This is a genomic window from Paraburkholderia caffeinilytica (assembly GCF_046030355.1).
Taxonomy (GTDB): domain Bacteria; phylum Pseudomonadota; class Gammaproteobacteria; order Burkholderiales; family Burkholderiaceae; genus Paraburkholderia; species Paraburkholderia caffeinilytica_B.
The window spans coordinates 130,111-155,804 of record NZ_JAQQCQ010000016.1; the positions used below are offsets into that span (position 1 = coordinate 130,111).

The window sequence follows — 25,694 nt, forward strand, 5'->3', positions numbered from 1 at the left end:
ATGATTGCATGGAACATCTGGATTCTGTTTCTTGGCTACACCGTACCGATGGTCGTCAGCCCCGGTCCCGGCAACACGGTCCTCGCGACCGCCGGCGGCCGCTACGGCGTGACCGGTTCGATTCCCTTCTGGGCCGGCTTCGAGATCGCCAATCTGGTGCTGTGCCTCGTCTACGGAATGGGGCTCGGCAAGGTATTGCACGGCCACCCTGAAATTCAGATGGTGCTCAAGTGGGCGGGCACCGTCTATCTGCTCTATCTTGCCTGGGGATTTTTTCGTTCGTCGGCCCACTCCGCAAACAGCAGCGAGCAGGATCATTCGCGCCTGCGTACCGGCGACGGATTTCTATCCGTGATCCTCAATCTCAAGATTCACTCGATGATTCTGGTGATGTTTTCGCAGTTTCTCGACCCGGCAAAACCACTGCCGGTGCAAGTCTTCCAATTCGCGGCGGCGTTTCTCGTCGTGTGCATGGTCTGCCACTTTCCGTGGATCTATGGCGGCCAGTTGATTCTTCGCCGGTTTCGATCCGCACGCGCGTTGCGGATTCAGGGACGCGTGTTCGGTATCTGCATGATCCTCGTGGCGGCTTATGTCGCCTTCGCCTGAAGCGCGATGCTGCATGTGTGATTGGCGCGGCACATCAGGTCTGCGTGTGCCGTGCGATTGCTGAAATACGCGGTCGCCTTTCCCCGTCGCACAGTCAGGAAGGCGATGGGCTGGCAGCTTGCTTTAATTAAAATTGATTGAGCGGCGGAAGCGGCTGTGCTTCCTCCTGCTGCAATCTTGTCTTTCTCTCAACCCGTCGCAGGGCTGTTTCGGCGTCCTTCCAGCGGAGCTCGCGCGTGGCGCCTCCGGCATAGTGTGCGCCCACAGCGTCGACGAGATCCGCAACGCCTCTATCGTCCCTATCGTCAGTACCGCCCGCGCTGCCCGCGCGAACGATGCTTTCCAGCCGCGCGGGATGTCCGAATTCGTGGGTCCTGTCCAGCCAGCGATACAAAGCCGGAATGATCCGCCGCCAATCCCCCTGGTGCGCAACCTCACGCAGCCGGCGCCACGCAACGGCCTCGCCTTCGAGGTAGCGCTGGCGTGCGTCGGCTGCACGTTTCCAGGTACGCCTCAGGAACGTGACAACGCGCACGCGCGCCCAGACCGCCAGCATGAGCCCCAGCAGAACTGCACAGCCGATGATCACCTGCCGGCTGTGAATCACAATGATTCTGTGCGGAAAACCATTGCTCATCGCTTCGACGGGAATGTCGAACAGTGGCTTCTCATGCGCGGTCGCGGCCGAAAACGTCACGCCCGGCAACTCGATCGTCTCTTTCTTCTGCGTCTTCGTGTTCCACCATTCGATCGTTACGGGCGGCAGTTTGAACCGGCCGTTGTGATCGGCGGTATAGGTCACGCTGTCGGTTCGCTCGCCCGCCACGAGCCCCACCCGGTCCTGCACGATGTTGCGGGTCGCGGGCGGTTTGGCGTAGCGTTTCAATCCGTCGACGTCGCCCAGATTCACCGGCGGAATCAACATCGATTCGGTGCCGGCGGCACGTTGCGTAATCGTGCGCGTCACGGCGTCGCCGACTCTGATGTGTTCCTTCGCCGGCTCGATGGTTTGCGTGGCTGTGAGCCGAGTGGTCGGGAAAAAGGTGCCCATACCCTCCGCGCCCGGCGGCAGCGTCGCGACGAGTTTGAGCGCGGGTGTCATGACCTGCACGGGCGTATTCGTGCCGCCCGGATACACGGTAATGGCAAACGGCGCGATGTCGAATGTCTTACCCGCTTGCGGCGCAATGCGGTAAGCCCGGCTCACACCGAACCATCGCACGCCGCCGATATCCTCCGAGAGGTTGTCCGCCTGTTCGTCAGGCAGGCTGACGATTGCATCGGGCACGGTGAAGAGCGGCCAGTTCGGCGCTTCGGTAAACCATGTGGTCGTCAACAGATCGACGACGAGCTTGACCTCACTGCCCGCAACGACCGGGCCGGCCGGTTCGAGATGCGCGCGAACCAGCGTCCTCGGCGCGGCGTCGGCAAAGACCGACGCAGAAGCGCAAGCCGCGCCAAGCCACGCGATAACCAGTAGAAGCCGCAGGAAAACCGCTGTCATGGCGCGCTCGCTCCCTTTGCTTCGGTTTCCTGTTCAAAGCGCTGCTGCAGAAAAACCGCGGGCGAGGTATTCAGATTGCGCATCCAGACCTCTTCGCTCGGCCGCGGTGCGCCCTCGATCACGGCCGACGTGCCCCGTCCTTTCTTCTTGTCGGTCTGCACCTGATCGGGTGGATCCTCCTCCGGGTCCATTTCATCCTGCTGGTCTTTGGCGAGCAAGCGCTGCAGGAAGGCTCGATTGGTCGCCGCCTCGCGCAGCGTGGGCTGAACCTTGAGCGCGTTGTCATACGCCTTGATGGCGGCCGCGTAGTCGTCGAGATGCGCAAGCGTATTGCCCATGTAGAAATACGCTTGCGCCGTCTTCAGACGCGAAAAACTTTCGAGCGCGCCGGCGTAGTCGCCTGCGAGATATTGCGCGCGGCCCTTCCACATCGGATCGTCGAAGCGTTGCGCCGCTGCTTTGTAATCGCCGTGCTCGACATCCCAGCGCCCCTGCTGATCGTGTGTAGCGAACAGATCGACCCAGCGCCATTCGGCCGCCTGCGCATGACGCGGCACGGCGCTGAAAGCGAGCGAAATCAGCACCACCGGCAGCCACTTGACGCTCCAGCCACGCCGGAAACCCCATAGCGCGAGCAACAATACGGGAAAGACGAGCCAGTAACCCGACTCTTTCCAGCGCGGCACGATCTTCGACTCCTCCGCTTGCGCGAGGTAGGCCTGCGCGCGATGCTGGACCCACGCCACGTCATCGTCGTCCACGCGCATGCTGGCAAGCGGAATGCCCGCTTCGTCCGCCACTTTGCGAATCGAGGCGGCGTCGAACGTGCCCATCAGCGGATGTCCTTCCGGGTCCATTGCGATCATGCCGTCAGGACCGCGGATCGGGCCGCCGTTCTCCGTACCGACCGCGAGCCACAGCAGTTGATGACGGATCGACTTGGCCTTCTGCACAAACGCGTCGGCCTGATTCGTATCGAAGCCGTCGCTCATGAAAACGATCGTGCCTGCGGCGGGATCGTTCGCCAGCAAACGCTCGGCGGCATCGAGACCGGCGGTGGCGTTCTTGCCGTCACGCGGCATCAGCGAGGGAGAGAGCGCCGGCACATACAGTTCGAGCATGGCGGGGTCTTCGGTGGGCGGCACGACGAGATGGCCGCTCGAAGCGAACACGACCAGTCCGGTGCGCGCGCCCTTGCGCGCGCGTGCGATATCGAGCACCTTCTGCCTGGCGCGTTCGAGCCGCGTGGGCGCCACGTCGGTGGCGTCCATCGAATGCGCGAGTTCCAGCACGACGACGAGTGGCGCTTTGTCCTGATTGAACGGCGGACGCTCCTGCTGCCAGGTTGGCCCCGCAGCGGCGAGCGCGCCGATGCCGAGCAGCAGGCCCAGCGTGTGAACCGGCTGAATCGCACGACGCTTCGTATCGCCGACGATCAGATGTTCCAGCAGCGCCGGATCGATGACATTGCGCCAGCGCGCGCGCACGTTGTTGCGGCGAAACCAGCAGAGCGGCAGGAGCACGGCGGGAATCAACAGCAGCAACCACAACGGCCGCAGAAAATGGAAGGCGGTCAGATCAATTTCCATGACTGGCCTCCACGGTTTTTGCGCGCTCGGGCCGCGCCTCGCGACGCGGCGCACGCAGCACGGCGATCAGCAACGCCAGCACGTGGTAGAGCGCGAAAATCGCGACCGCCGCAGCGGCCGGCACCCAGTAGAAATCGCGCTGCGGGCGATAGACTTCGCGCTTCACTTCCTCGGGCGTGAGTTTGTCCAGCGTGGCATAGACGTCGGCGAGATCCTGCTGCCGGCCCAGTGCGCGAAACGACCGGCCGCCCGTGATGCTCGAAATGCGTGCGAGCGCATCGAGATCGACCTTGTCTTCGCCCGTGGTGTCCGGATCGCCGATACCGATGGTATGCACCACCAGCTTATGGCTCTTCGCGATCTCCGCTGCGCGCTCGGGCGGAATCGCGCTGCTGGTGTCGTTGCCGTCGGTCAACAGGATCAGCACTTTCTCCTGCGCCTGCGAGTTCGCCATCAGCTTGACCGTCAGGCCGATCGCATCGCCAATGGCCGTGCGCGGCCCTGCCATACCGATCTGCATTTGATCGAGCAGCACCTGCACGGCGTCGTGATCGAGCGTGAGCGGCGCCTGCGGATAGGCTGCGTCACCGAACACGACGAGGCCGATGCGGTCGCCTTTGCGTTTGGCGATGAAGTCGCTCACCACCCGTTTTACCGCGCTGAAACGGTCCATCCGTTCACCTGCGGCATTGACGAAGTCGCGCGTGGCCATCGAACCTGACAGATCGATCGCCAGCATCAGATCGCGAGCGGGTTCTTCGCGCACAATGGGCGCTTCGACATAAACCGGCTTGGCTGCGGCGATCACGAGCAAGACCCACAGGAGCGGCATCAGCAGACGCTGCAGCCAGTTGCGGCGCAGCCGCACGCCGCCTGGCGCCGGTTTTTCGCCGGCCGCATGCGCCATTTCGTGAAAGAACGGCACCCGCACCGCGGAGGCCGTCGTGCGATAGGCCGGCACCAGCCACCACACGAAGAGCGGCAGCGGCAACAGCGCGAACATCCACGGGACATCAAACTTCCACATGATGGTGTTCGATCCAGTCGCGGGTGTGGCTGATGAGCGTCGCCGCTTCGTCCGCGGAAATAGCGGCAACCTGGTCGGCCGGCGCATAACTCGCGAGCGCGAGTAGCGCCTCGCTTCTCGCGTCGAAGCGACCGTGCGTACGTTGCAGGAACGCGAGCCATGCATCACCGGTGAGCGCGGCGACCTGCTCACGCGGCGCAACCGCCAGCGAGGTCCGCTTGATGAGACGCGGTATCGCAGCCAGCGCGCTCGCGCGTTGGGCGGAATCCGTTTGCATCGCAACAAGACTCGCTTCGATGCTGGCGAGTTCGGCCAACGCCACACGCCGGTAGCGCTGCTGCCGGCGTTGCCGCCAGACCAGCCAGCTCGCCACCGCCAGTAGCACCAGCAGCAGGAATCCGGCGAAAACCCAGCCGATGGTTTGCGGCGCATACGACACCGCCTGCGGCAGCGGTAGTTCCAGCAAAGGCTGAAGTTGCCCGGACGTGTCCGGCGGAGCCAATGCAGAAACCGCCGGGGCGCTCATATGCCGCTCCCGGTGGCCGGCCGTGCACGCTCGCCAAACAGCCGCCGCACCTGTTCGACGGTCGGCTCGGCGGTCGACAGCGCCATCAAGGGCACGCCGCTCGAGCGCAACAGTTCGGCGACTTCCGCCGTGCGGCCGCTGAACAAGGTGGACAACGGCGCCCTCACCCGCTCCTGCTCGATTCGCAATTCAACCTGCAGACGCCCTTCGCTGACCACTAGCGCACGGTGTTCGGGCATGCTCTGCCACAAGGGATCGAAGATCATCGCCGCGACGACGTCGTTATGCGCGGACAGTTGTCGCAGCAGTTTGCGCGTGCGCTCGCTCGCCCCCGCAAAATCGCTGACGATGCAAATAAGGTAGTCGTGGCCGGCCAGCTTGAGCACGCCCTCGAGCGCCGCGTCGAGTTGTCCGTAGTCGGTGCGTGCCTCACTCTCGGCGTGCAGCGCGCGGTTCATCGTGGCGAGCGCGCCGAACAGCATCTTGATCCGGCTACGGCTGCGCAAGGGCTTGACCCGCACGACCTGGCTGTCGTTGAACAGCACGCCGCCGACCCGGTCGCCGGCGGCGAAGCCCATCCACACGGCAAGCGCCGCCACTTCGGCGGCCACCACCGACTTGAACGCGCGGCGCGAACCGAAAAACATGCTCATGCGCTGATCGACGACGACGAGCAGCGGCCGGTCCCGTTCTTCCGTATAAGCGCGAACCTGAGGCTTGCCGAGACGCAGCGAAACTTTCCAGTCGATATGACGGACATCGTCGCCCGGCAGGTAGGCACGGATTTCTTCAAAATTAAGTCCACGGCCGCGCAACCGCGACGCGTGGCTACCGGACAGCACGCTCGATACCGGCGCAGGCGCGACGAAGCTCAGCCCGCGAGCATGAAACTCGAGTTTCGCCAGATGCGCTGCGTCGACGTACACGCGGCCCTCTGCTGCAGAAGCGGCGGTGCTTGCAGATTCGGACGTCAAGACCACGGCGATCCCCCGCGTCGATGCGACGATACTGATAGTGCGCCAGATGTCAGGCCGGCACCGCAACCTTTTCGATCAGCCGGTCGATCACGGCGTCGGCGCCGATGTTCTCGGCATTGGCGTCATAGGAAAGGATCAGCCGATGCCGTAGCACCGGATGAACGACGGCGCGCACGTCGTCGGGCGTGACGAACTTGCGGTCCTGCAGCCACGCCTGCACGCGGCTCGCCCGGTCGAGGCCGATCGAACCGCGCGGACTCGCGCCGATTTCGATCCATTTGCCGAGGTCGGCGTCGAGCGCGTTGCCATGCCGGGTCGCATTGACGAGCGACACAATGTAGTCGTCCATTGCCGGCGCCACCGCGACCTGGCGGATTTCCTCACGCACCGCGAAAATGACATCCTGGGCGAGGACACTGGGCGCAGTGTCCGCCTGGCCGCTTTCGCGCCGCAGCAAGCGCAACATATCCACTTCACTTTGCGGCGACGGATAACTAATTAGCACCTTAAGAAGAAACCGGTCCATTTGCGCTTCAGGCAATGGATAAGTGCCTTCCTGCTCAATCGGATTTTGCGTCGCCATGACAAGAAACAGATCCGGCATACGGTGCGTTTTTCCGGCGACGGAAATCTGCCGCTCTTCCATGGCTTCCAATAATGCGGATTGAACTTTGGCGGGCGCGCGGTTAATTTCATCCGCGAGAATCAGATTGCCGAAGATCGGGCCTGGCTGAAAGCTGAGCGTGCGTTCCGTGCCGCTTTGCAGCAACGTTTCGGCGCCGGTGATGTCGGACGGCAACAGGTCGGGGGTGAACTGAATGCGGCTCATGGTGGCCGCGAGACGCGTGGCGATGGCTTTGACAGTGCGGGTTTTGGCGAGTCCGGGCAGACTTTCGAGCAACACGTGGCCGTCGGCCAGAAGCGCAATCAGAACCTGCCGGACAACCGTTTGCTGGCCCACTATCGCTTCGTTGACACTCGATTCGAAGCGCAGGATCGTTTCGCGCATAACTCTCGATTTCCCCAATCATTGGATGGTGAAACAACCCGGATGCCGACGCTCGCCGCCACACACGTTAATGCACGCGCGCCATTCCGTCAAAGTTTCTCCCGCGAGTAAAAAAAGAGTGAAAAGTACCTGGAAAATTGATAGCCTGCGTGTGACGTTCGTTAAGCGGCATCCGGCGTATTTGTTACCGGCTTAATTCGTTATTCCGTATCGCTAAGCTTCTTCAGTGCAAAAAGAGAACTGGTCTGTGTTTGCCAAGGGCCAGCAGTTCCACCCGCTTGAGAGAAGGAATAATGAGTTCAGGAAAACATGGCACGGTAACGGCTGTTCGCTCTAACGGCTCCGCAAGCCCGGCGGCCGCTCCACGCTATCGCAAGCTGCTCCTGTGGGGCGTGCTTCTCGTCATGCTTCCTGCATGTGTCGGTGCGGCGATCAGTTGGGCCGTCGCCTCGCGCACCCAGCCTCATCCGCAAATCGTCTACGGCGACGGAACACACGGCCCGCTCGGCATGGCATGGGTTCCCGGCGGCCAGTTCCTGATGGGCAGCGACTCGAAGCAGGCGCAGCCCAATGAACGTCCCGCCCACAAGGTGCGCGTGCACGGTTTCTGGATGGACCGTCATCACGTGACCAATGCCGAATTCTGCAAATTCGTCGACGCAACCGGCTACGTCACCACCGCCGAGAAGAAACCCGATTGGGACACGCTGAAGGTGCAATTGCCGCCCGGCACACCGCGTCCGCCTGACAGCGCGCTGGTAGCCGGCGCGATGGTGTTCGTCGGAACCAGCCAACCCGTGCCGCTGGAAGACTATTCGCAGTGGTGGCGTTATGTGCCCGGCGCGAACTGGCGCCATCCTACGGGGCCGGACAGCAACATCATCGGCAAAGACGATCACCCGGTCGTTCAGGTTTCCTACGAAGACGCGCAGGCTTATGCGAAATGGGCCGGCAAACGCCTGCCCACCGAAGCCGAATGGGAATTCGCCGCGCGTGGCGGGCTCGAACAGGCCACTTACGCCTGGGGCAATCAGTTCGCGCCGAACGGCAAGCAGATGGCCAACGTCTGGCAAGGCCAGGAGCCGCAGGCGTTCCCTGTGGTCAGCCCAAAAGCGGGTGGCGCGCTTGGCACGAGTCCGGTCGGCACCTTTCCGGCGAACGGCTACGGACTCTCCGACATGACCGGCAACGCCTGGCAGTGGGTGGCGGACTGGTATCGCGCCGACCAGTTCCGGCGTGAAGCGGTGAGCACCAGCACGATCGACAACCCGGTCGGCCCGCAAGATTCGTGGGACCCCGCCGACCAGGGCGTCCCCGTGGATGCCCCCAAACGCGTGACACGCGGCGGCTCGTTTCTTTGTAATGAAGCTTACTGCCTGAGCTACCGTCCAAGCGCGCGGCGCGGCACCGACCCCTACAACAGCATGTCGCATCTCGGCTTTCGCCTCGTGATGGACGAAAACACCTGGAAGCAACCGCTTGCACGCCAGGCGTCGGCTCGCGCCGCAGAAGCGGACGGAGGCTAGGGCGCACTGTCCTTTCGAGCTGTATGCGGTTCTCCCGGCACGCCGTCGCGTGCGGAGCGTGGAATTGTGCAATCGGCATGGGAGGTTGGATGCGTTCATCAAGGTATCAGCCAGGATGGTCGGAGCATGCCCCGGGTTCGATCCGCGTTGCGCCTGGATCGGCATTCGGGTCGGCGCTCCGCGTTGCCATGGTCGCGCTCGGTGTCGCGTTATGCGCCGCAAGTTGCACGACCGCCGGCAATACGACGCCTGGCAGCGCGAACGCAGCACCGCCGGTGGCCGTCAGTCCGGCAGCCGCACTGCCCTCTTGGCGTGACGGACTGGCTAGGCAAACAATCCAGAAATTCGTCGCCGATGTCACCCGCGAAGGCTCGCCGAACTACGTGCCGCCCGCCGAGCGCATTGCGGTGTTCGATAACGACGGCACGTTGTGGAGCGAGCAGCCGCTGTACTTCCAGTTCGCCTTCATGCTCGACCAGGTGAAAGCAGCCGCCCCGAAGCATCCCGAGTGGAAGAACAACCCGGCCTTCAAGGCCTTGGTCGCCAAAGACTACGGCGCGTTGGCGGGTCTGCAGAAACAGGTGCTGCAACTGGTCGCCATCGCCAATAGCGGCATGACCGTGGACGATTACGACAAAACCATCCGCGCGTGGCTCGCCAGCGCGCGGCATCCGAAATTCAATCGCCCTTACACGGAACTCGTCTATCAGCCGCAACTGGAGTTGCTCGCCTATCTGCGCGCCAATGGCTTCAAGACCTTCATCGTATCGGGCGGCACCATCGAATTCATGCGGCCGTGGGCCGAGAAGGCGTACGGCATTCCGCCCGAGCAGGTGATCGGCTCGAGCCAGGTCGTGCAGTACCAGATGCATGACGGTCAGGCCGCGCTCGTGCGTCTGCCGAAACTCGATTTCGTCGACGACGGTCCCGGCAAACCCGTCGGCATCTATCGAAACATCGGCCGCAAGCCCATTCTCGCGTTCGGCAATTCGGACGGCGATCTGCAGATGCTGCAGTACACCGCGTCAGGCAGCGGCCCGCACCTCGCCTTGCTGGTGCATCACGACGACGCCGTACGCGAATTTGCGTACGACCGCACCTCGAAGATCGGCAAGCTCGACAAGGCCTGGGACGAAGCAATCGCCGACGGCTGGACCGTCGTGAGCATGAAGGACGACTGGCAAACCATCTATCCCGCACCAAAGCAGTAGATGCACGCGTGAGAGCGCGAGCCGCACGCAGGTTGCGGCCGCTACGAGGCTACCTGGTGCGCAAGGAACGCGCTGCGGGTGAACCCAAAAGCAACTCCATTGGAGCAACACGATGAGAATGTTCCAGCGAAAGGGGCGCTACGCAGCCGGGGCGGCAGTGATCGCCCTCGCCGCGTTCAGTGCATTGATTTTTCCATCCATCAACGCGCCCGCGCAGACTCAGGCGCCGGCCAAACCAGCGGCTGCACCCGCAACCAGTGCACCGCAACAACCTGCTGCCAAAGCCTCGTCGAAGCCCAACATCCTCGTGATTTTCGGCGATGACATCGGGCAGACGAACATCAGTGCCTACTCGCGCGGCGTGGTGGGGTACAAGACGCCGAACATCGATCGCGTGGCAAACGAAGGGATGATCTTTACGGACTACTACGCGGAGAACAGTTGTACTGCGGGGCGTTCGTCCTTCATTACCGGCCAGACGCCGCTGCGCACAGGGCTATCCAAAGTCGGCGCGCCCGGCGCACCGGTCGGTCTGCAAAAAGGCGACATCACCATCGCCCAGGCGCTCAAGCCGCTGGGATACGCGACCGGCCAGTTCGGCAAGAATCACCTTGGCGACAAGAACGAGTACCTGCCGACCAATCACGGCTTCGACGAGTTCTACGGCAATCTGTATCACCTGAACGCCGAGGAAGAACCCGAGCGCGAGTACTGGCCGAAGGACAAGAACGACCCCTACGTGAAGAACTTCTCGCCGCGCGGAGTGATTCATAGCACCTCGGACGGGAAGGTTCAGGACACGGGCCCGCTCACGGCCAAGCGTATGGAAACCATCGACGACGAAACCGGCGCGCACGCGGAAGAGTTCATCCGCAAGCAGGTCAAGAACGGCACACCGTTCTTCGTCTGGATGAACTTCACGCGCATGCACGTCTTCACACACGTGCGGCCTGAGTTCCGAGGCAAGAGCGGCATGCCCGGCAACGAGTATGCCGACGGCATGTGGGAGCACGATCAGGACGTCGGCAAACTGCTCAAGCTGCTGGACGACCTGAATATCTCCAAGAACACCATCGTCATTTACACGACCGACAACGGGCCGAATCAGTTCTCCTGGCCGGATGCGGCAACGACCCCGTTCCGCAGCGAGAAAGACTCCAACTGGGAAGGCGCGTTCCGTGTACCGGCGATGGTGCGGTGGCCGGGCCATATCAAGCCGGGCACAACGTCCAACGAGATGTTCTCGGGGCTCGACTGGTTCCCGACCCTGCTTGCGGCCGCCGGCGACGCGGGTATCAAGGACCGGCTCCTGAAGGGATGGGCGCCTAAAGCAGGCGGCACGAGTTTCAGGAATCACCTCGATGGATATAACCAGCTACCGTTCCTGACAGGACAGACGACCAAGGATCCTCGCACCGAGTTCTACTATTTCGACGACGACGGCGATCTGGTAGCCATGCGCTGGGATCAGGACGGCAACGCGTGGAAAGCGGTGTTCTGCGAGCAGCGCGCGAAAGGCAATCTGAATATCTGGCAGGATCCGCTTGTCTGCCTGCGATTGCCGAAGCTGTTCAACCTGCGCATGGATCCTTATGAACGGGCGGACATCACGTCGGATCAGTACAACGACTGGGTCACGAAGAATGTTTACCTGAACGGCATCGCCACGCTGAAAGCGTCGACGTTCCTGCAGACCTTCGTCGACTATCCGCCGAGCCAGCGGCCTGCCAGCTTCAGCGTGGACGGTGTGCGCAGGCAGGTCGACAAGAAGATCGACGAGTCCTTCAGGAAGCGCGGACTCGAGTAAAACGGAGTGCGGTTGCGCCTGCCGGTTTTAACCGGTGGGCGCAATTTTTCAGTCGGTCGTGCGCGAGCCGCGTCGAGCCGATACAGATCACTTCCGTTCGATTCAGCCCAGTTCAGTTTCCACCATCCCGACGCAATCTCCATCCCATGACCCAAACGCTGGCCAACCGTGCCAAAAGCTCACGCCGTGAGCGCCGCGCACATGAACGCGCACAGCGTCGCGACGATGCACACTTGCACGCGCCCCAGAAAGAAGCCGCCAGCCCACGCTTGCCGGTCGGCTGGCCGTTGCTGCTGCTGTTTGCCTCCGGCGCGGCATCGCTGGTTTACCAGGTTTTGTGGATCAAGCAACTCGCCCTCGTAGTCGGCGTAGAGGTGCAAGCCGTCACAACCGGTGTCAGCGCTTTTTTTGCGGGCCTTGCAGTGGGTGGCTGGATCTTCGGCAGGCTCGCCGACCGGCTCGCGCGGCCTTTGCGCCTGTATGCGCGACTCGAAGCCGGCGTGCTGGTGCTGGCACTCGCCAGCACGTGGATGCTGCCGCATGCCGCAGCGCCGTTCGCCTTGCTGCAAGATCGGATCGGGCCGTTTGCCTGGGCGTTGCCCTTTGTCCTGGTCGGCTTGCCCGCCGTACTGATGGGCGGCACGTTGCCCGTGCTGATGCGCGCGCTGTCCCCCGCCGCCGCCCAGATGGGCCGCTCTGGCGCCCGGCTTTATGCGGCCAACACGGCCGGCGCGATTGCCGGCACGCTGGCTGCGGGTTTTGTCCTGATTCCATGGCTCGGCGTCCAAGGCAGCGCGTTTGCCGCTGCCGCGCTGAATGCCGGCGCAGCGCTCGTCGCCGCGCTGCTGGATCGTACGCAGCAGGCTTTCGTGCCGATTGTTGGCGCGTCCTCATCGGCCATCGCTTCGGGCCAGTCTGCGGCGAACATCGCGCAGGATGCGTCGTCCCGGGCCGCTGCCGGGCGGGCCGCACATGCCACGCCGTCGCTGGCCGCCGCGTCCGCTGCCGCCGACACTACGCGCAACGACGCACATGCTTCTGCCGTGGCGACTCAGCGCCCCCCGCTCGCCTCGACAGCCCGCCTCGCGCTCGTGCTCTACGCACTGGCCGGCGGCGTCGCGCTCGGTTACGAGGTGGTGTGGTCGCAGGTGATCGTGCAATTCATCAGCACCCGAAGTTTTGCCTTCGCCGTGGTGCTGGCCACCTATCTGCTGGGCCTCGCGCTCGGCAGCGCAGTGGCGTCGCGCTACGTCGACCGGGTGCGCGATCCGTGGGGCGCGTTTGCCATGCTGATCGTGTCGGCCGGACTGGTCGCGCTGCTGGAGATCGCCGTACTGGGCAACGGGTTGCTGCACTGGCAAAGCCTCGCGCGCGAAGCCGCACTCGGCGCCACAGGCAATCTGTTGACGGCCATGTGCGCGGGCTTCGCGGTGGCGGCCGTGTGCATCGTCTTCGCGCCGACCCTGCTGTTAGGCGCGGCGTTCCCTTTCGCCTTGCGTCTGAACGTGGATAACCGGCACACAGGGCGCGACGTCGGCGCCGTGGTTGCCCTCAATACCGCCGGCGGGATCGCCGGGACCCTGTTGACCGGCTTCGTGCTTGTGCCGCAATTGGGCCTCGTTCACACGCTCGCGGCACTTGCCCTCCTCGCGGGCGCAGTGAGTCTGATCGCCGTGCTGCGCGGCTCGGACGTGCGACCGTTCGCGCGCTGGAGCGTAGCCGTCCTCGCCGTGCTGACACTCGTCACCGTCATCGTGACACCGTCCGACCGGCTCGCCACGCTGCTCGCCGAATCGCGTGGCGGCAATCTGACCTTCTACGAAGAGAGCGCGGGCGGCACCGTGGCGGTCGTCGAACAGAACGCCGGCCAGCGGCAATTCCGGCGCCTCTATATCCAAGGCGTCTCCAACTCCGGCGACACGATGGCGTCGCTGCGCTATATGCGCCTGCAAGCGCTGCTGCCTTTGATCATTCACCGCGAGACGCCGCGCACGGCGCTGGTGATCGGACTCGGCACCGGCATTACCGGGGGCGCCCTGCTAACCTGGCCTGGGCTGGAACACCGCGCCGTCGCTGAACTCTTGCCGGCCGTCGTGCGGGCCGCGCCGCAGTTCAAGGGCAACTATGGCATGAGCACCGATGCCCGCATGGACATCCGGCTGCGCGACGGACGGCGCGAATTGCTGCGCAGTGCCGAACGCTACGACCTGATCACGCTCGAGCCGCCGCCGCCGTCGGCCGCGGGTGTCGTCAATCTGTACTCGTCGGACTTCTATCGCCTGGCGGCGTCACGCCTGCAGCAAGGCGGCATCGTCGCGCAATGGCTGCCGTTGCCGACGCAGAATGAAGAGGACACGCGCTCGCTGATCCAGAGCTTTATCCAGGTGTTTCCGCACGCTGCACTGTGGACCACCGAGTTGCACGAGATGATGCTGGTCGGTTCAATGCAGCCGCTCGAACTGGACGTGCCGCGGATCGAAGCGCGCTTTGCGCAACCGCCGGTTGCCGCGGCGCTGCGCGAAGTCGGCATTGCATCGCCGGCTGCGCTGCTGGCCACCTGGATCACCGACCGCGCCGGCCTCGAGTACTACGCCGCGGACGCCCAGCCCGTCACGGACGACCAGCCACGTATCGAATACGCCACGTGGGTTCGCCACGACGCATTTCCGACGACGCTGGCCCACCTGCTGGCGCTTCATACCGCGCCGCGATTGCAGGGCGCCGACGACGCTTTCCGCGCCGCCATGGAGCAGTCGCGCAGTGCACTGCAGAGTTTCTATTCAGCCGGGCTGGATGCCTATAAAGGTGACCGGGACGCGTGGGCGCAAGACATCGGCAATGCCGTCCGCACGGACCCGGACAATGCTTACTTCCGCTGGCTCATTGGAGACGATAGATAGCGAAAGCGGAAAACATCGAAACGAAATTGCGGCGCTGGTAAAGTGCCGGTAATTTGGTTGTTTCCATCATGGATTCACTCACGTCGCCACGCCGCAATGCCGTTCATGCCAAATCAAAGAAACGCCTGCGACCCGAGCGTGCTCCGCACGTGGCGTCTTCCGGCCGTCGCTGCCCTGAGCCTGTCCTTGCAGGGGTGTACGCTGCGCGGCGCGCCGTCGTATGAAATCTTCGGCGCCTACTTTCCGCTCTGGCTGTTGAGCGCGGTGGTCGGACTCGTCGGCGCGCTCGCCGCCCATCGGATCTTCGTGTCCACCGGGTGGGCGCAGATCGTTCCGTTTCAGCTTTCCGTCTGCGTGGCCATCGGTTTGACGGTCGGCGTGCTCTTCTGGCTTTCGGGAACAGGACAGCTCTTATGAAAATCGCCGGCAAGCGCCAGGCCTCCGTCAAGGGCCGCGTGATCGCGGGCGTGATCGTCGTGCTCGGCATCGCGGCGGCCTGGTACGGCTACGACCGGACCACCCGGTTTCCTTCAACGGACGACGCGACGATCGACGCCGACGTCGTGCACGTCGCGTCGCCAGTCGGCGGCCGGATCATCCGGGTGGCGGTGGAAGAGAACCAGCGGGTCGCAAAAGGCGACGTGCTCTTCGAGATCGATCCTGTGCCGTATCGGCTCGCGGTCGCGCAAACCCAGGCCGACCTCGAACTGGCCCGCGCGGCGCTCGACACGCGGCGCAGGACGATTGTCGGCGAGCGCGCCACGGCGGTCATCGCGGGCGACCAGACGGGCAAAGCGGCACACAACTACGAACTGGCAACACGCACCGTAGAGCGGCTCACGCCGCTCGTGGCGAAGGGCTACGTCCCGGTCCAGCAACTGGATCAGGCGCAGGTCGCTCAGCACGACGCGGCGTTGTCGCTGAAGCAGGCGCAGGAGCAAAAGCAGGCCACCGCGCAGACCATCGGCGATGAAGCAGGCGCCGTCGCCACCGTGCATGCGCGCGAGGCCGCCCTCGCGCTCGCGCAGCGCGGCCTCGAGGACACCGTAGTACGTGCGCCGCAGAACGGCTTCGTCACGGGGCTATCGGTGCTGGCGGGCGAGACGATCGCGCCGCATCAGTCGATCTTCACGCTCGTCCACGCGGACGAATGGTTCGCCGTCGCCAACTTCAGGGAAGGGGCGCTCGCGCGGATCCAGCCGGGTGATTGTGCGACCGTCTATTCCATGATCGACCGAAGCCAGGCGATTCACGGCAAGGTGGTCGGCATCGGCGCGGGCGTGGCCGATTCCGACCGTATCAATCTGCCGCGCACCTTGCCGATCGTCCAGCAGTCCGTCAACTGGGTGCGGGTCGCCCAGCGCTTCCCCGTGCGTGTGCGGCTCGACGAGCCGGCCGCCCGGCTGGTACGGATCGGTGCGAGCGCGATAGTCGAGGTCCGGCATGGCGCAGCCTGCCGGTGATCTTGCCCGACCGGGCCCCGCCGACATTCTGAAGCTGCTTGCGCCCTATCCCGGGCGAGCGGCGATGGCGACCCGCATCGCGCTGATCTGCGCGCTGACGGCGTTCGTGACAAGCGCGTACGGCACGCCGGAAGCGGCGATCTCCGCTTATGTCGTGTTCTTCCTGAACCGGCCCGACCGGGTGCTGAGCGCGGTGCTGAGCTCGGCGCTGCTGGTGCTGGTCACGCTGGTCATCGGGCTGGTCATGGTGGTGGCCGTATTCACGCTCGACGATCCCATGTGGCGGGTGGCGTGCATCGCAGGGCTATCGTTCGGCCTGCTGTTCGTGACCTCGGCGAGCAAGCTGCGGCCGGTGGGCGCGATCATCGCGATGATCGTCGGCTTTGCGCTCGACGAGCTCGGCATGGCGCCGTTCGGCGAAGTGGCGACGCGCGCCCTGCTCTACGCCTGGCTGTTTGTCGCAATTCCGGTCGGGGTCTCGATCTGCGTCAACGTGGTCATGTCGCCGTCGCCGCGAAAGCTCGCTGGCCGCGAGCTGGCGAGGCGCCTGCGGCTCGCGGCCCGTGGCCTGGCCGAGCCCGAGGCGACGCGCGAGGCGCTCGGCGCGTGCCTGCGCGAGGGGGATGCGCAAATCGGCACGTGGCTGAAGCTTTCGGTGGTCGACGGGTCGTCGGTACGGGCGGATATCGCCCCGTTGCGGCAGGCTGTGTCGTCGACGCTGGCCATTCTGGTCGCGGCCGAACTCGCGGCAAGCGAACCCTCGGAACGGCTGCCGGCAACATTCATCGGGCCGATCGCCGACACCCTTGAGAACATGGCGCGCATGCTCGATGCCGGCGGCTATCCGGTCGACATCGAACTCGATCTGCCTGCCGTGACAGAACTGACACCGCTCATGCGACTCGTCGTCGAGAATCTGCACGAGGCGATCACCCGCTTCGCCGTCGTCGAAGCGCAAACCGGTGTCGAAGGTGAGGTCAAAACCGCCGCGCGGGCCGAAGCACCGGGCCAGGCCCAAGTTGAAGCCAAGCCGCCGGCCGCTGACAAGCGCGGCGGGTTCTTCCTGCCGGATGCATTCACGAATCCCGACCACGTCCGCTACGCGCTGAAAACCACCGTGGCGGCGATGTTCTGCTATGTGCTCTACTCGCAGATCAACTGGCCCGGCATCCACACCTGTTTCATCACGGTCTACATGGTGTCGCTCGGCACCGCCGCCGAGACCGTCGAGAAGATGACGCTGCGGATCACCGGGTGTGTGGTAGGCGCGGTCCTGGGTATCGCGGCGATCGTGTTCGTCGTGCCGATGCTGTCCTCCGTTGTCGGATTGATGGCGCTCGTGCTGATCGGGGCATGGTTGTCGGCGTGGGTCGCGTTCGGTTCGCCGCGTATTGCTTATGCCGGCTTCCAGATCGCCCTGGTGTTTTTCATGTGCGTGTTGCAGGGCGCCGCGCCTGGCTACGATCTGACGGTCGCGCGGGATCGCACGATCGGGATCCTGGTCGGCAACGTGGTCGTCTATCTGGTTTTCACCCACGTGTGGCCAGTCAGCGTGGCCGCGCGCATCGACAGCGGACTCGCCGCGCTGCGGCAACAGTGGGAGCGGCTGGCGGCGTTGCCCGACACCGTCGCGCGCCGCGCACAGGCCGCGAGCGCCATGGCTCAGTGCGGCGCGCTGGAACAGGATCTCGCGCTGATGCATTACGAGCCGTCGTGGGTTCGCCCCGACCCGCAATGGATCGCTGAACGCCGTTACGCGCTGGCGAGGCTCGATGCGCTCGAAGGACCGATGTTTCTGCTCGCCGAACGACGTCCGGGTGATGCCGCGATTGAAGGATGGTTGAAGCGGGTTATGGATGGGTTGCCGGTATCGTCCGGTGAGAACGGTGTGGGCGGTGGTGTGTCTGCTGCGGGTCATGTGTCTACTGCGGCCCATACGCCTGCTGTGGCCGATACGCCTACTGCGGCTGATACGCCTGCTGCAGTTGATATGCCTGCTGCAGTTGATCCGCCTGCTGCGGCCGGTCCGTCTGCTGCGATCACACAGGCCCCGACTCCTCCCGCTGCGAAGGATCCAGCTTTGCCAATCGCACCAAATGCGAATTTGCCGACTACAGCAATCGACGACGGCACACGCACCGCTTTACTAGACCTCGGCGATGCACGCCTCACTCAACTCGAACACGCAGCGTCGAACGATGCGGCGAAGGAACTCACGACTCATGCGCCGGCTTAACCCTCCATTCGCACTGGCGATCCTGGCCGCGGCGGGTTTGGCCGGATGCGCCACGTCGTCCCTCAACATGGCGCCGGACAGTCCCGACCGCCCGTGGCAACCCCAGACGGACGCAGCTGGCGCCATCGTCCCCGGACCGTCGGCTTCGGCTTCTTCGGCTTCTTCGGCTTCTTCGGCTTCTTCGGCTTCTTCGGCTTCTTCGGCTTCTTCGGCTTCTTCGGCTTCTTCGGCTGCTTCGACTGCCTCGGCTGCCTCATCTGCTTCGACTAACTCAGCCGCCCCGACTCCATCCACACGCAGCTACTCATTACCCGCGAATCCGGCCCTCGCCGCCGTGCCCCCTCCGGCATCACTCGATCAAACGCATGCATACGACCTGCCCGAACTGATCGATCTGGCGGAGTCGGCGAATCCGCTGACCCGCATCGCATGGAACGACGCGCGCAATGTGGCCCTCGCGGCCGGCATCGCGAAAAGCGCGTACCTGCCGCAACTGTCGGTCGCGGCGATGGGGCAATACGCCGGTCTTCATGATTCGAGCACCTCCGCGCTCGGCGATTCATCGGCGAGCGCAACGGGGCACGGCACGACCTCGGTGGTCGCGCTGCAATGGCTACTGTTCGACTTCGGCGGACGCGCCGCGCGCGTCGAGGCCGCATCGCAGGCCTCGGTGATGGCGAACATCGGCTTCACCGCGGTCCATCAACAGGTCATCTTCGACGTCAGCGTCGCGTTCTACGCGTACCAGGCCGCGCGCGCCCGCATCACCACGACCCAACAAGGTTTCGACAACGCCAGTGCGATCCTGACCGCGGCGCAGTCGCGCTACAAACACGGCATCGGCACTGTCATCGAAGTGGCGCAGGCCAATCAGAATCGCGCGCAGGCCAGGCTCGCGCTGGTCGAAGCGCAGGGCGCCGAAAGCAACCGCTATCTCGCGCTGATCGCCGCGATGGGGATTTCTCCGCTGTCCAAGCCGAGAATCGCCGAGATGCCGGCCCACACGCTCCCGGCGATCACGAACGACTCGATCGAACAGATTGTGTCGTCCGCGATCGCTCGCCGCCCGGACGTGTTGAGCGCGTATGCGGCCGAGCGGGTCAACCTCGCGAAAGTGAAGGCGGCCGAGTCGGACTTCATGCCGAAGGTATTCGTCTCGGCGACCGGCGCATACAACACCGGCAGTTCGTCGATTTCGGCGGTGCCGGCCATTGGTCAGCAACTGCCGACGGTGAACCTGAGCGGCGGCCGCTACGGCGGCAGCGTGATCGTCGGCGTAACGATTCCGCTGTATGACGGCGGCCTGCGATCGGCTGTGCTCGCGCAGGCGCGCAACGATGCCGATAGCGCATCGACGCGTCTTACCCGAAGCCGCGAAGAAGCCGTTCGGCAAATCGTTGCCGCGCAGAATACGCTGCAGACGAGTCTTGCCGCGCAGGTTGCGGCCAAGGAGTTGCTTACTGCCGCGCAGACAACATATGACGCCGCGTTCGATGCCTATCGACAAGGTGTCGGCTCGGTTACCGACGCGCTGCTTGCGCAGAATCAATTGCTGGTGGCAAAGAACGCGGACGCGGATAGCTACAGCAGTGCGTTGTCGGCTGCGGCGGCGCTCGCACTGGCAACCGGGTCGGTTGAATCGATTCCGATGCGGGACAACTGGTGAGTGGGGAATGTAGATTGAAGCGGGTTTCATTCCCCACCCACAAGGCTCAACTTTCGAGGTTGGGACGACGCTGCGCCCAAGGAGCGGCTTGCTCAAGTTGCGCAGCGAGTTGCAGAAGTGTCGTCTCGTCGCCGTAGCGGCCAACAAAATGCGCGCCGATCGGCAGCCCCGCCGCGTTCCAGTGAAGCGGCAGATTGATCGCGGGCTGTCCTGTCACGTTCTGCATCGCGGTGTACTGCACGTAGTCGATCAACGGTGCGAAGGCTTTTTGCGGATCGCGCTCGTCCAGATCGAAGGTGCCGAGCCTCACCGGCGGCGAGCCCAACGTCGAACTCAGCCAGACGTCGTAGTGTTCATGGAATGCCGCAGCGTTGCGGCCTGCGACCTGCATGGCGCCCTTCGCCAGCAGATATTGGCTCGCCGTGATGCGCTTGCCGGTTTCGTAAAGCCCCCATGTCAGCCCTTCGAATTTATCGTCGGACGGTGTCTGTCCGGTGAGTTGCGCAATGTGATCGATACCCGCGGCGAGATGGCTGGCCCAGAACGCCATGAAGGCCGGGATGAGCGTCGTCTGGTTCAGGTCCGGCGTCGCTTCTTCGACGATATGGCCAAGGCTTTCGCAAAGCCTGGCTGCGTGCTCGATTGCCTCGACGCAATCGGGATGCAGCGGGCGTCCGTCGGTTCCTTTTGTCGAGAAGGCGATGCGCAGTCGTTTCGGTTTCGCGGCCATGGCGGCGAGATACGAGTGCGGAGGATCGGGCGCCCAATAAGGATCGCCTTCTATGCACCCGGCCGTTGCATCGAGCGCCGCCGCCGAATCGCGCACGCTGCGCGACACCACGTGATCGTTAGCGAGGCCATCCAGCATGTCACCGAAATCCGGCGCATAGCTCATTCGCGCGCGTGTCGGTTTGAGACCGACCAGCCCGCAGCACGACGCGGGCGTGCGGATCGAGCCGCCGCCGTCATTGGCGTGCGCGAGCGGCACGATGCGCGCGGCAACGGCAGCGGCCGAGCCACCCGACGACCCGCCCGGCGAGTGATCGAGATGCCAGGGATTGCGCGCGGGTCCGTACAGCCTGGATTCCGTTGTCGGCACGAGTCCGAATTCGGACACGTTGGTCTTGCCGAGAATGACGAGCCCCGCAGCCTTATAGCGGGTTGTCAGCAAGGAATCGTGCGGCGCGGGAACCGCCGGCATGAAGCGCGAACCTAGCCGCGTGGGTATGCCCTCGGCGGTGGCGAAGATGTCCTTGAGGAAGAACGGAACGCCCGAAAACACGCCTTTTGGCAACTCCCCTTTCGCGGTCGCGCGTGCCCGCTCGTAGTCGCGGAACACCACGAAGTTGAGCCTGGGATTGAGCTTTTCCGCGCGCCCAATTGCTTCCTCGACCAGCTCGGAAGGTTTGACGTCCTTGTTACGCACCAATTCGGCAAGGCCCAAGCCGTCGTAATCGGCATATTCCGTGATAGCCATCGTGCTTTTCTCCGTGTCTGTTAAACCTCGAATTCAACGTCATCTCGTATGCGGTCGGAACGTCAGTGACTCGCATCTCGCGAGGCATGCCTTTTAGCGCGAACTATCTCCATCGTTCCAAGCATCGTGCGAAAGCGCCCGTCGACATGGACATCGTTGAAGCCTGCCTGCTCCATCATGCCAGGCAGCTTGCCGCGGACGCTGTCCTGCGTCGTCGCAAATCCATCGACCAACTGGATGACGAGAAAGGCCGCGCGCATCAGCGGGTCCTGTGCGGCGCCCCAGTCGGCAATATGCAGATGTCCTGCCGGTTTCAGAACCCGAAAAATTTCAGCCAGCGTGCGCTGTTTGGCGTCCGGGTTCAGGTGGTGAAAGAAGAGACTCGACAGCACACTGTCGAAATGATTGTCTGGAAATGGGAGCTGAAACGACATCCCGTGCGAGAACCTGACTGGGACGCCGCGTTCCGCTGCCTTGCGCCGGGCACGCTCGAGAATCGCCGGGTCGCCGTCCAGTCCGCACACCTCCACCTCCGGTTCGCGCTGCGCTACCATGCAGGCTAGCGTCCCGGTACCGCAACCGATGTCGAGCACGCGCTGTCCGGGTTCCAGTGCGACGCCGTCGAGCAGGGCCGACTTGAACGTCTGCTCGCGAGAGGTCAAGGCAACAACGGGGTCGTATAGCGCGCTCAGAGAAGCAAAGCGCAGGGCATGGATATAGCCAGTGTCGGTGGACATGAAAGCACCTCAAGTCACGCAGGTTAGTGGTCGAGACACCAGCATGCGCGTGGCAATGCACCCCGGACTTGAATAAACAGGCTGATATGTCTCCCACTCCATTTCATCTGTATGTTTGGCCGCAGCGTCTGCTGATGCTGGCGCCCGCTTATGCGTCGGCTCAACATCGGCATCATCTTGCTCAGATAGCGTTCGGCCTGGATGGGCCCGTCGTCTACGAATCGCCGCACACCGGCCTGCACCGCGCCGATCTGCTGCTCGTGCCGCCGGACACCCCGCATGCCCATCCGGCATTCGGAACCTCGGCGGTGCTGTATCTGGAACCCGAAAGTATCGAGTGGGCACGCTTTCCCGGCCGCGAAAGCACGGGACTCGTTTCCTTGCCCTTCAACCCGCAGCTGCGCACGTTCGCGCGCGGCGCAGCAGCCGGGGATGCCGTTGCGGCGCAGTCGCTCGTGGATACGTTGATCGAACCGGCCGCGACCAGCAGCTCAAATGATGATGCGCTGGTCGCGCAGGTTTGCGCGCTCGTCCGCCAGCGTCTCGACGGACCGATTACGCTGGCGGCGCTTGCGCAAGCCGTACACCGTTCTCCCAGCCGGCTGGCGCATCGCTTCCGCGACGCGACCGGCGTGCCGGTGCGGCGCTATGTTTTATGGTGCCGTCTGCGCGCGGCGGCGGAGGCCGCCATGCGCGGATCGAGTTTGACCGACGCGGCGCATGCGGCGGGATTCTCAGACTCCGCCCATTTATCGCGGACCTTTCGCTCCTCGTTCGGCATTGCGCCGTCCTTCATGTTCGAGCGTAGCCGCCTGAGTGTTACGTTTTGCGAAACGACAGCGGGCGCCTAGCGAGGTTGCGGGACGGAGAGGTTTGCGCCGCAGTTCGGCACGACTAAAACGTGCGTGCAATCGCCCGGGCTTCTTCGATTGCGTTACTTCGATCGGCCTTTCCGTCCGGGCCGAACAAGGTGCGCTCGACGACAATACCGACAACGTCTTGCACGCCCACGAACTTGAGCCAGGTTTCCATATAGGGGCGCTGGAGGTCGAACTCGCTGGCCGGCGTAAACGAGCCCGGCGACGTGTAGCTGAGTCCGCGCGCGTAGACGACTGCCGCCTTCTTCCCGCGCAACATGCCGGCAAAACCGGAACTATCGAACGTGAACAGCACGTCCTTCTGCGAGATCACGTCGATCAGATGCTTGAGCTTGTACGGAATGCTGAAATTCCATAGCGGCACGCCGAACAATAATTTGTCCGCCGCGTGAAATGGCGCCGCGAGTTCCTCGATACGCTGCCATGCCGCCGCCTGCGCCGGCGTCAAAGCCGTTCCGTTCAATCCGGCGTACTTCGCGGCCAGCGCATCTCCGTCGAACTCGGGCATTGCCAGGTCCCATATGTCGAGCTTTTCTATCACATGATCGGGATGCGCCAGCCGGTACGCATCGAGAAATGCATTGCACACTTCGATGGACGCCGAATAACCCTTGTTGGGTGAGCCTTCGATATAAAGCACGCGTGTCATGGAAATCGTCCTTGGTCAGGGTGACAGCGACGCGCAGGATGCGCGGTCGCTCACTATGATTCGCAGCGTATCGAGTTCGCCTATAATTTAGAAACGAAATTAATTGATTGAATTAACCCAGATTGGTGATTAATGAACCTTCCCCTCGACACTGCGCTGCTTCATACGTTTGTTGCCGTCGCCGATGTGCGGAGCTTTACCGGCGCGGGTCGCAGACTGAATCTGAGCCAATCCGCGGTGAGCGCCCAGGTGGTTCGTCTGGAAGAACAAATCGGCCGTGCTCTTCTTGTGCGCAACACGCGTAGTGTCGCGCTCACGGAGCATGGTCAAACGCTGCTCGGCTACGCGCGGGCAATGCTCAATCTGAGTGAGGAAGCAAGGTCCAGGTTGGGAACGGGCGACGCATTCGGCGGCAAGCTGCGTATTGGCGCATCGGAGGACTTTGCCGGGGGCTGGCTTCCCGAGGCGATGCGCCGCTATAGCGCCGCACGCCGTGGTTTGCTGCTGGATCTGACGGTCGACATTGGCGACAGTTTGTTTCGACGGCACGCCAACGGCGATTTCGATCTCGTGGTCGGCAGCCGGTGTTCACCCTCGGACAAAGGGGCGATTTTGTGGCGAGAGCCGCTCGCCTGGGCGTTTGCCCGTCACGAGCCGCTTCCCGAAGGTGATGTACCGCTGGCGTGCTTCCCCAACCCGTGTCCGTACCGGGAAGCAGCCGTCAAGGCACTCGCGTTAGCCGGCATGCCTTATCGAATCGCATGCGAAAGTCCGAGCGTCACAGGCATCCGGGCGTTCGCGCGCGCCGGCATCGCCATCGCACCGGTGTCGCGTAGCGCGATCGACAGCGAGCTTCGCGAACTGGGTGTGTCCGAGGGCTTACCGGAACTGCCGGAGATTGAATTCGTCATGATGTACGACGCCAAAGTGCCGGCTGCTGCCGAATTCGCCGAGACGATTTTCGACGAAGTCGCCGTGCGCACAGGCGCCACCCGGCAGAGAACGCTGTAACGCTGGCGCTTTCGTCACGCTCACCAGGGAACGACTCTTCCCAGGTAGTCCAGATAATGCAATCCGGAGCGTCCTTCATAAGCCTCTATCGTGCTCAGCAGGTTCGGGATACTTTCCTCGATACTCAGACGTGCGTCAGGACCACCCATGTCCGTCCTTACCCATCCAGGCGCCATCAATAGCAAGGTTCTCGCGTCGTTCCGGTGACGCGCGGCAAAGCTGCGCATGAACATGTTGAGCGCAGCCTTACTGCCCCGGTAAACCTCGTAATTGCCGTTCTCGTTGTTTGTGAGGCTGCCCTGCCCGGACGACATGACGCCGATCGTTCCGGTCGGTTTCACGAGGTCCTGATACGCCTCGACGACTCTCATCGGACTCAGCGCGTTCGTCACCATGACGCGCACGAATTCCTCGGTCGAGACATCGGCGATCGTTTCACGATCATCGTTTTTGACGCCGGCATTCACGAAAAGTACATCCAGTCGCCGATCTTTAAGACGACTATGCAACGCGGTGACCTGGTCGGGCATCGTGATATCGACTGCTTCGACTTCCAGCGCGCCCTGGGTGTTTTCCGCGAGTTGGCGCAGCTTTCCCGTGGAGCCCTCTCTCCCGGTGGCAATCACTCGCCAGCCACGCTTGAGGTATTCCTCGACCATTGCGAATCCGAGGCCGCGGGATGCGCCAACGAGGAGAACGGTTTTCTGCGAAGTGTTGTCTTGCATGGATAGCTCCCTGTAAGTGGGACCCGATAGAACGCCGCTTTGAGATGCCAAGCGTTGGATCATGAGTCAGTACACGGAATATATCGACGAGGGAGACATGGCGGAAGACGCAGCAGTTGCACTTATAACGTGCATCAAACGCCATGTCTTAACGGATGATGCTACGA

Annotated in this window: 21 protein-coding genes and 1 pseudogene; 12 read left to right on the forward strand and 10 right to left on the reverse strand. The window is 63.4% G+C overall.

Annotated elements, in window-relative coordinates; translation table 11 throughout:
* Entirely contained in the window at positions 1–609 is a 609-nt protein-coding gene (locus PQQ95_RS23460) for a LysE family translocator (RefSeq protein WP_408441256.1), read from the forward strand.
* Positions 610–736: 127 nt separating this feature from the next.
* On the opposite strand, the gene PQQ95_RS23465 is transcribed toward PQQ95_RS23460, so the two are convergent.
* The 6 genes from PQQ95_RS23465 to PQQ95_RS23490 form a co-directional block, all read right to left on the reverse strand.
* A complete protein-coding gene (locus tag PQQ95_RS23465; protein WP_408441259.1) occupies positions 737–2,113 on the reverse strand; it encodes a hypothetical protein in 1,377 nt (458 codons plus the stop codon).
* Entirely contained in the window at positions 2,110–3,702 is a 1,593-nt protein-coding gene (locus PQQ95_RS23470; RefSeq protein ID WP_408441262.1) for a VWA domain-containing protein, read from the reverse strand. The genes PQQ95_RS23465 and PQQ95_RS23470 overlap by 4 nt, the downstream gene beginning before the upstream one ends.
* Positions 3,692–4,729 carry a vWA domain-containing protein gene (locus PQQ95_RS23475; protein WP_408441264.1) on the reverse strand — a complete coding sequence of 346 codons (1,038 nt, stop codon included), beginning with the start codon at positions 4,727–4,729 and terminating at the stop codon, positions 3,692–3,694. Before PQQ95_RS23475 ends, PQQ95_RS23470 begins: the two co-directional genes overlap by 11 nt.
* Positions 4,716–5,255: a DUF4381 domain-containing protein gene (locus PQQ95_RS23480; protein WP_408441267.1), complete on the reverse strand. Its 540-nt coding sequence runs from the start codon at positions 5,253–5,255 to the stop codon at positions 4,716–4,718. Before PQQ95_RS23480 ends, PQQ95_RS23475 begins: the two co-directional genes overlap by 14 nt.
* On the reverse strand, positions 5,252–6,181 hold the full coding sequence (locus PQQ95_RS23485) for a DUF58 domain-containing protein (protein ID WP_408441270.1): 930 nt from the start codon (positions 6,179–6,181) through the stop codon (positions 5,252–5,254). Before PQQ95_RS23485 ends, PQQ95_RS23480 begins: the two co-directional genes overlap by 4 nt.
* A 100-nt stretch (positions 6,182–6,281) precedes the next feature.
* Positions 6,282–7,241, reverse strand: coding sequence for an AAA family ATPase (locus PQQ95_RS23490; protein WP_408441272.1), 960 nt, complete (start codon positions 7,239–7,241; stop codon positions 6,282–6,284).
* 293 nt (positions 7,242–7,534) lie between these two features.
* On the opposite strand from PQQ95_RS23490, the gene PQQ95_RS23495 reads away from it, so the two are divergent.
* The 9 genes and pseudogenes from PQQ95_RS23495 to PQQ95_RS23535 all read left to right on the forward strand — a co-directional run.
* Complete coding sequence (locus PQQ95_RS23495) at positions 7,535–8,767, forward strand: formylglycine-generating enzyme family protein (RefSeq protein WP_408441275.1); 1,233 nt, start codon at positions 7,535–7,537, stop codon at positions 8,765–8,767.
* A gap of 188 nt (positions 8,768–8,955) precedes the next feature.
* Positions 8,956–9,978: an HAD family hydrolase gene (locus PQQ95_RS23500; RefSeq protein ID WP_408441365.1), complete on the forward strand. Its 1,023-nt coding sequence runs from the start codon at positions 8,956–8,958 to the stop codon at positions 9,976–9,978.
* 118 nt (positions 9,979–10,096) lie between these two features.
* On the forward strand, positions 10,097–11,785 hold the full coding sequence (locus PQQ95_RS23505; RefSeq protein ID WP_408441368.1) for an arylsulfatase: 1,689 nt from the start codon (positions 10,097–10,099) through the stop codon (positions 11,783–11,785).
* Between the two features lie 146 nt (positions 11,786–11,931).
* Positions 11,932–14,685, forward strand: coding sequence for a fused MFS/spermidine synthase (locus tag PQQ95_RS23510; protein WP_408441277.1), 2,754 nt, complete (start codon positions 11,932–11,934; stop codon positions 14,683–14,685).
* A 105-nt stretch (positions 14,686–14,790) separates the two neighbouring features.
* Entirely contained in the window at positions 14,791–15,102 is a 312-nt protein-coding gene (locus PQQ95_RS23515; protein ID WP_408441280.1) for a hypothetical protein, read from the forward strand.
* The gene (gene mdtN / locus PQQ95_RS23520) at positions 15,099–16,148 is read left to right on the forward strand and encodes a multidrug transporter subunit MdtN (RefSeq protein ID WP_408441283.1); all 1,050 of its coding nucleotides are present in this window, start codon (positions 15,099–15,101) and stop codon (positions 16,146–16,148) included. Before PQQ95_RS23515 ends, mdtN begins: the two co-directional genes overlap by 4 nt.
* Complete coding sequence (locus PQQ95_RS23525) at positions 16,129–18,384, forward strand: FUSC family protein (protein ID WP_408441284.1); 2,256 nt, start codon at positions 16,129–16,131, stop codon at positions 18,382–18,384. The genes mdtN and PQQ95_RS23525 overlap by 20 nt, the downstream gene beginning before the upstream one ends.
* 93 nt (positions 18,385–18,477) lie before the next feature.
* The gene (locus PQQ95_RS23530) at positions 18,478–18,654 is read left to right on the forward strand and encodes a hypothetical protein (protein WP_408441376.1); all 177 of its coding nucleotides are present in this window, start codon (positions 18,478–18,480) and stop codon (positions 18,652–18,654) included.
* A gap of 4 nt (positions 18,655–18,658) precedes the next feature.
* Positions 18,659–20,050: pseudogene (locus PQQ95_RS23535) on the forward strand (TolC family protein); the annotation flags it as partial.
* Positions 20,051–20,096: 46 nt separating this feature from the next.
* Here PQQ95_RS23535 and PQQ95_RS23540 read toward each other — a convergent pair.
* Positions 20,097–21,527 (reverse strand): amidase, encoded by a 1,431-nt coding sequence (locus PQQ95_RS23540; protein ID WP_408441286.1) that lies wholly within the window; start codon positions 21,525–21,527, stop codon positions 20,097–20,099.
* 62 nt (positions 21,528–21,589) lie between these two features.
* Positions 21,590–22,264: a class I SAM-dependent methyltransferase gene (locus tag PQQ95_RS23545; RefSeq protein ID WP_408441289.1), complete on the reverse strand. Its 675-nt coding sequence runs from the start codon at positions 22,262–22,264 to the stop codon at positions 21,590–21,592.
* A gap of 86 nt (positions 22,265–22,350) precedes the next feature.
* Here PQQ95_RS23545 and PQQ95_RS23550 point away from each other — a divergent pair, with 86 nt between their 5' ends.
* Positions 22,351–23,115, forward strand: a complete 765-nt coding sequence (locus PQQ95_RS23550; RefSeq protein ID WP_408441291.1) for a helix-turn-helix transcriptional regulator — start codon at positions 22,351–22,353, stop codon at positions 23,113–23,115.
* A 43-nt stretch (positions 23,116–23,158) separates the two neighbouring features.
* Here PQQ95_RS23550 and PQQ95_RS23555 read toward each other — a convergent pair whose 3' ends face one another.
* Positions 23,159–23,791 (reverse strand): FMN-dependent NADH-azoreductase, encoded by a 633-nt coding sequence (locus tag PQQ95_RS23555; RefSeq protein ID WP_408441294.1) that lies wholly within the window; start codon positions 23,789–23,791, stop codon positions 23,159–23,161.
* Between the two features lie 132 nt (positions 23,792–23,923).
* Here PQQ95_RS23555 and PQQ95_RS23560 point away from each other — a divergent pair, with 132 nt between their 5' ends.
* A complete protein-coding gene (locus tag PQQ95_RS23560; RefSeq protein WP_408441297.1) occupies positions 23,924–24,802 on the forward strand; it encodes a LysR substrate-binding domain-containing protein in 879 nt (292 codons plus the stop codon).
* 20 nt (positions 24,803–24,822) lie between these two features.
* On the opposite strand, the gene PQQ95_RS23565 is transcribed toward PQQ95_RS23560, so the two are convergent.
* On the reverse strand, positions 24,823–25,527 hold the full coding sequence (locus PQQ95_RS23565; RefSeq protein ID WP_408441299.1) for an SDR family NAD(P)-dependent oxidoreductase: 705 nt from the start codon (positions 25,525–25,527) through the stop codon (positions 24,823–24,825).
* Between the last annotated feature and the right edge of the window lie 167 nt (positions 25,528–25,694).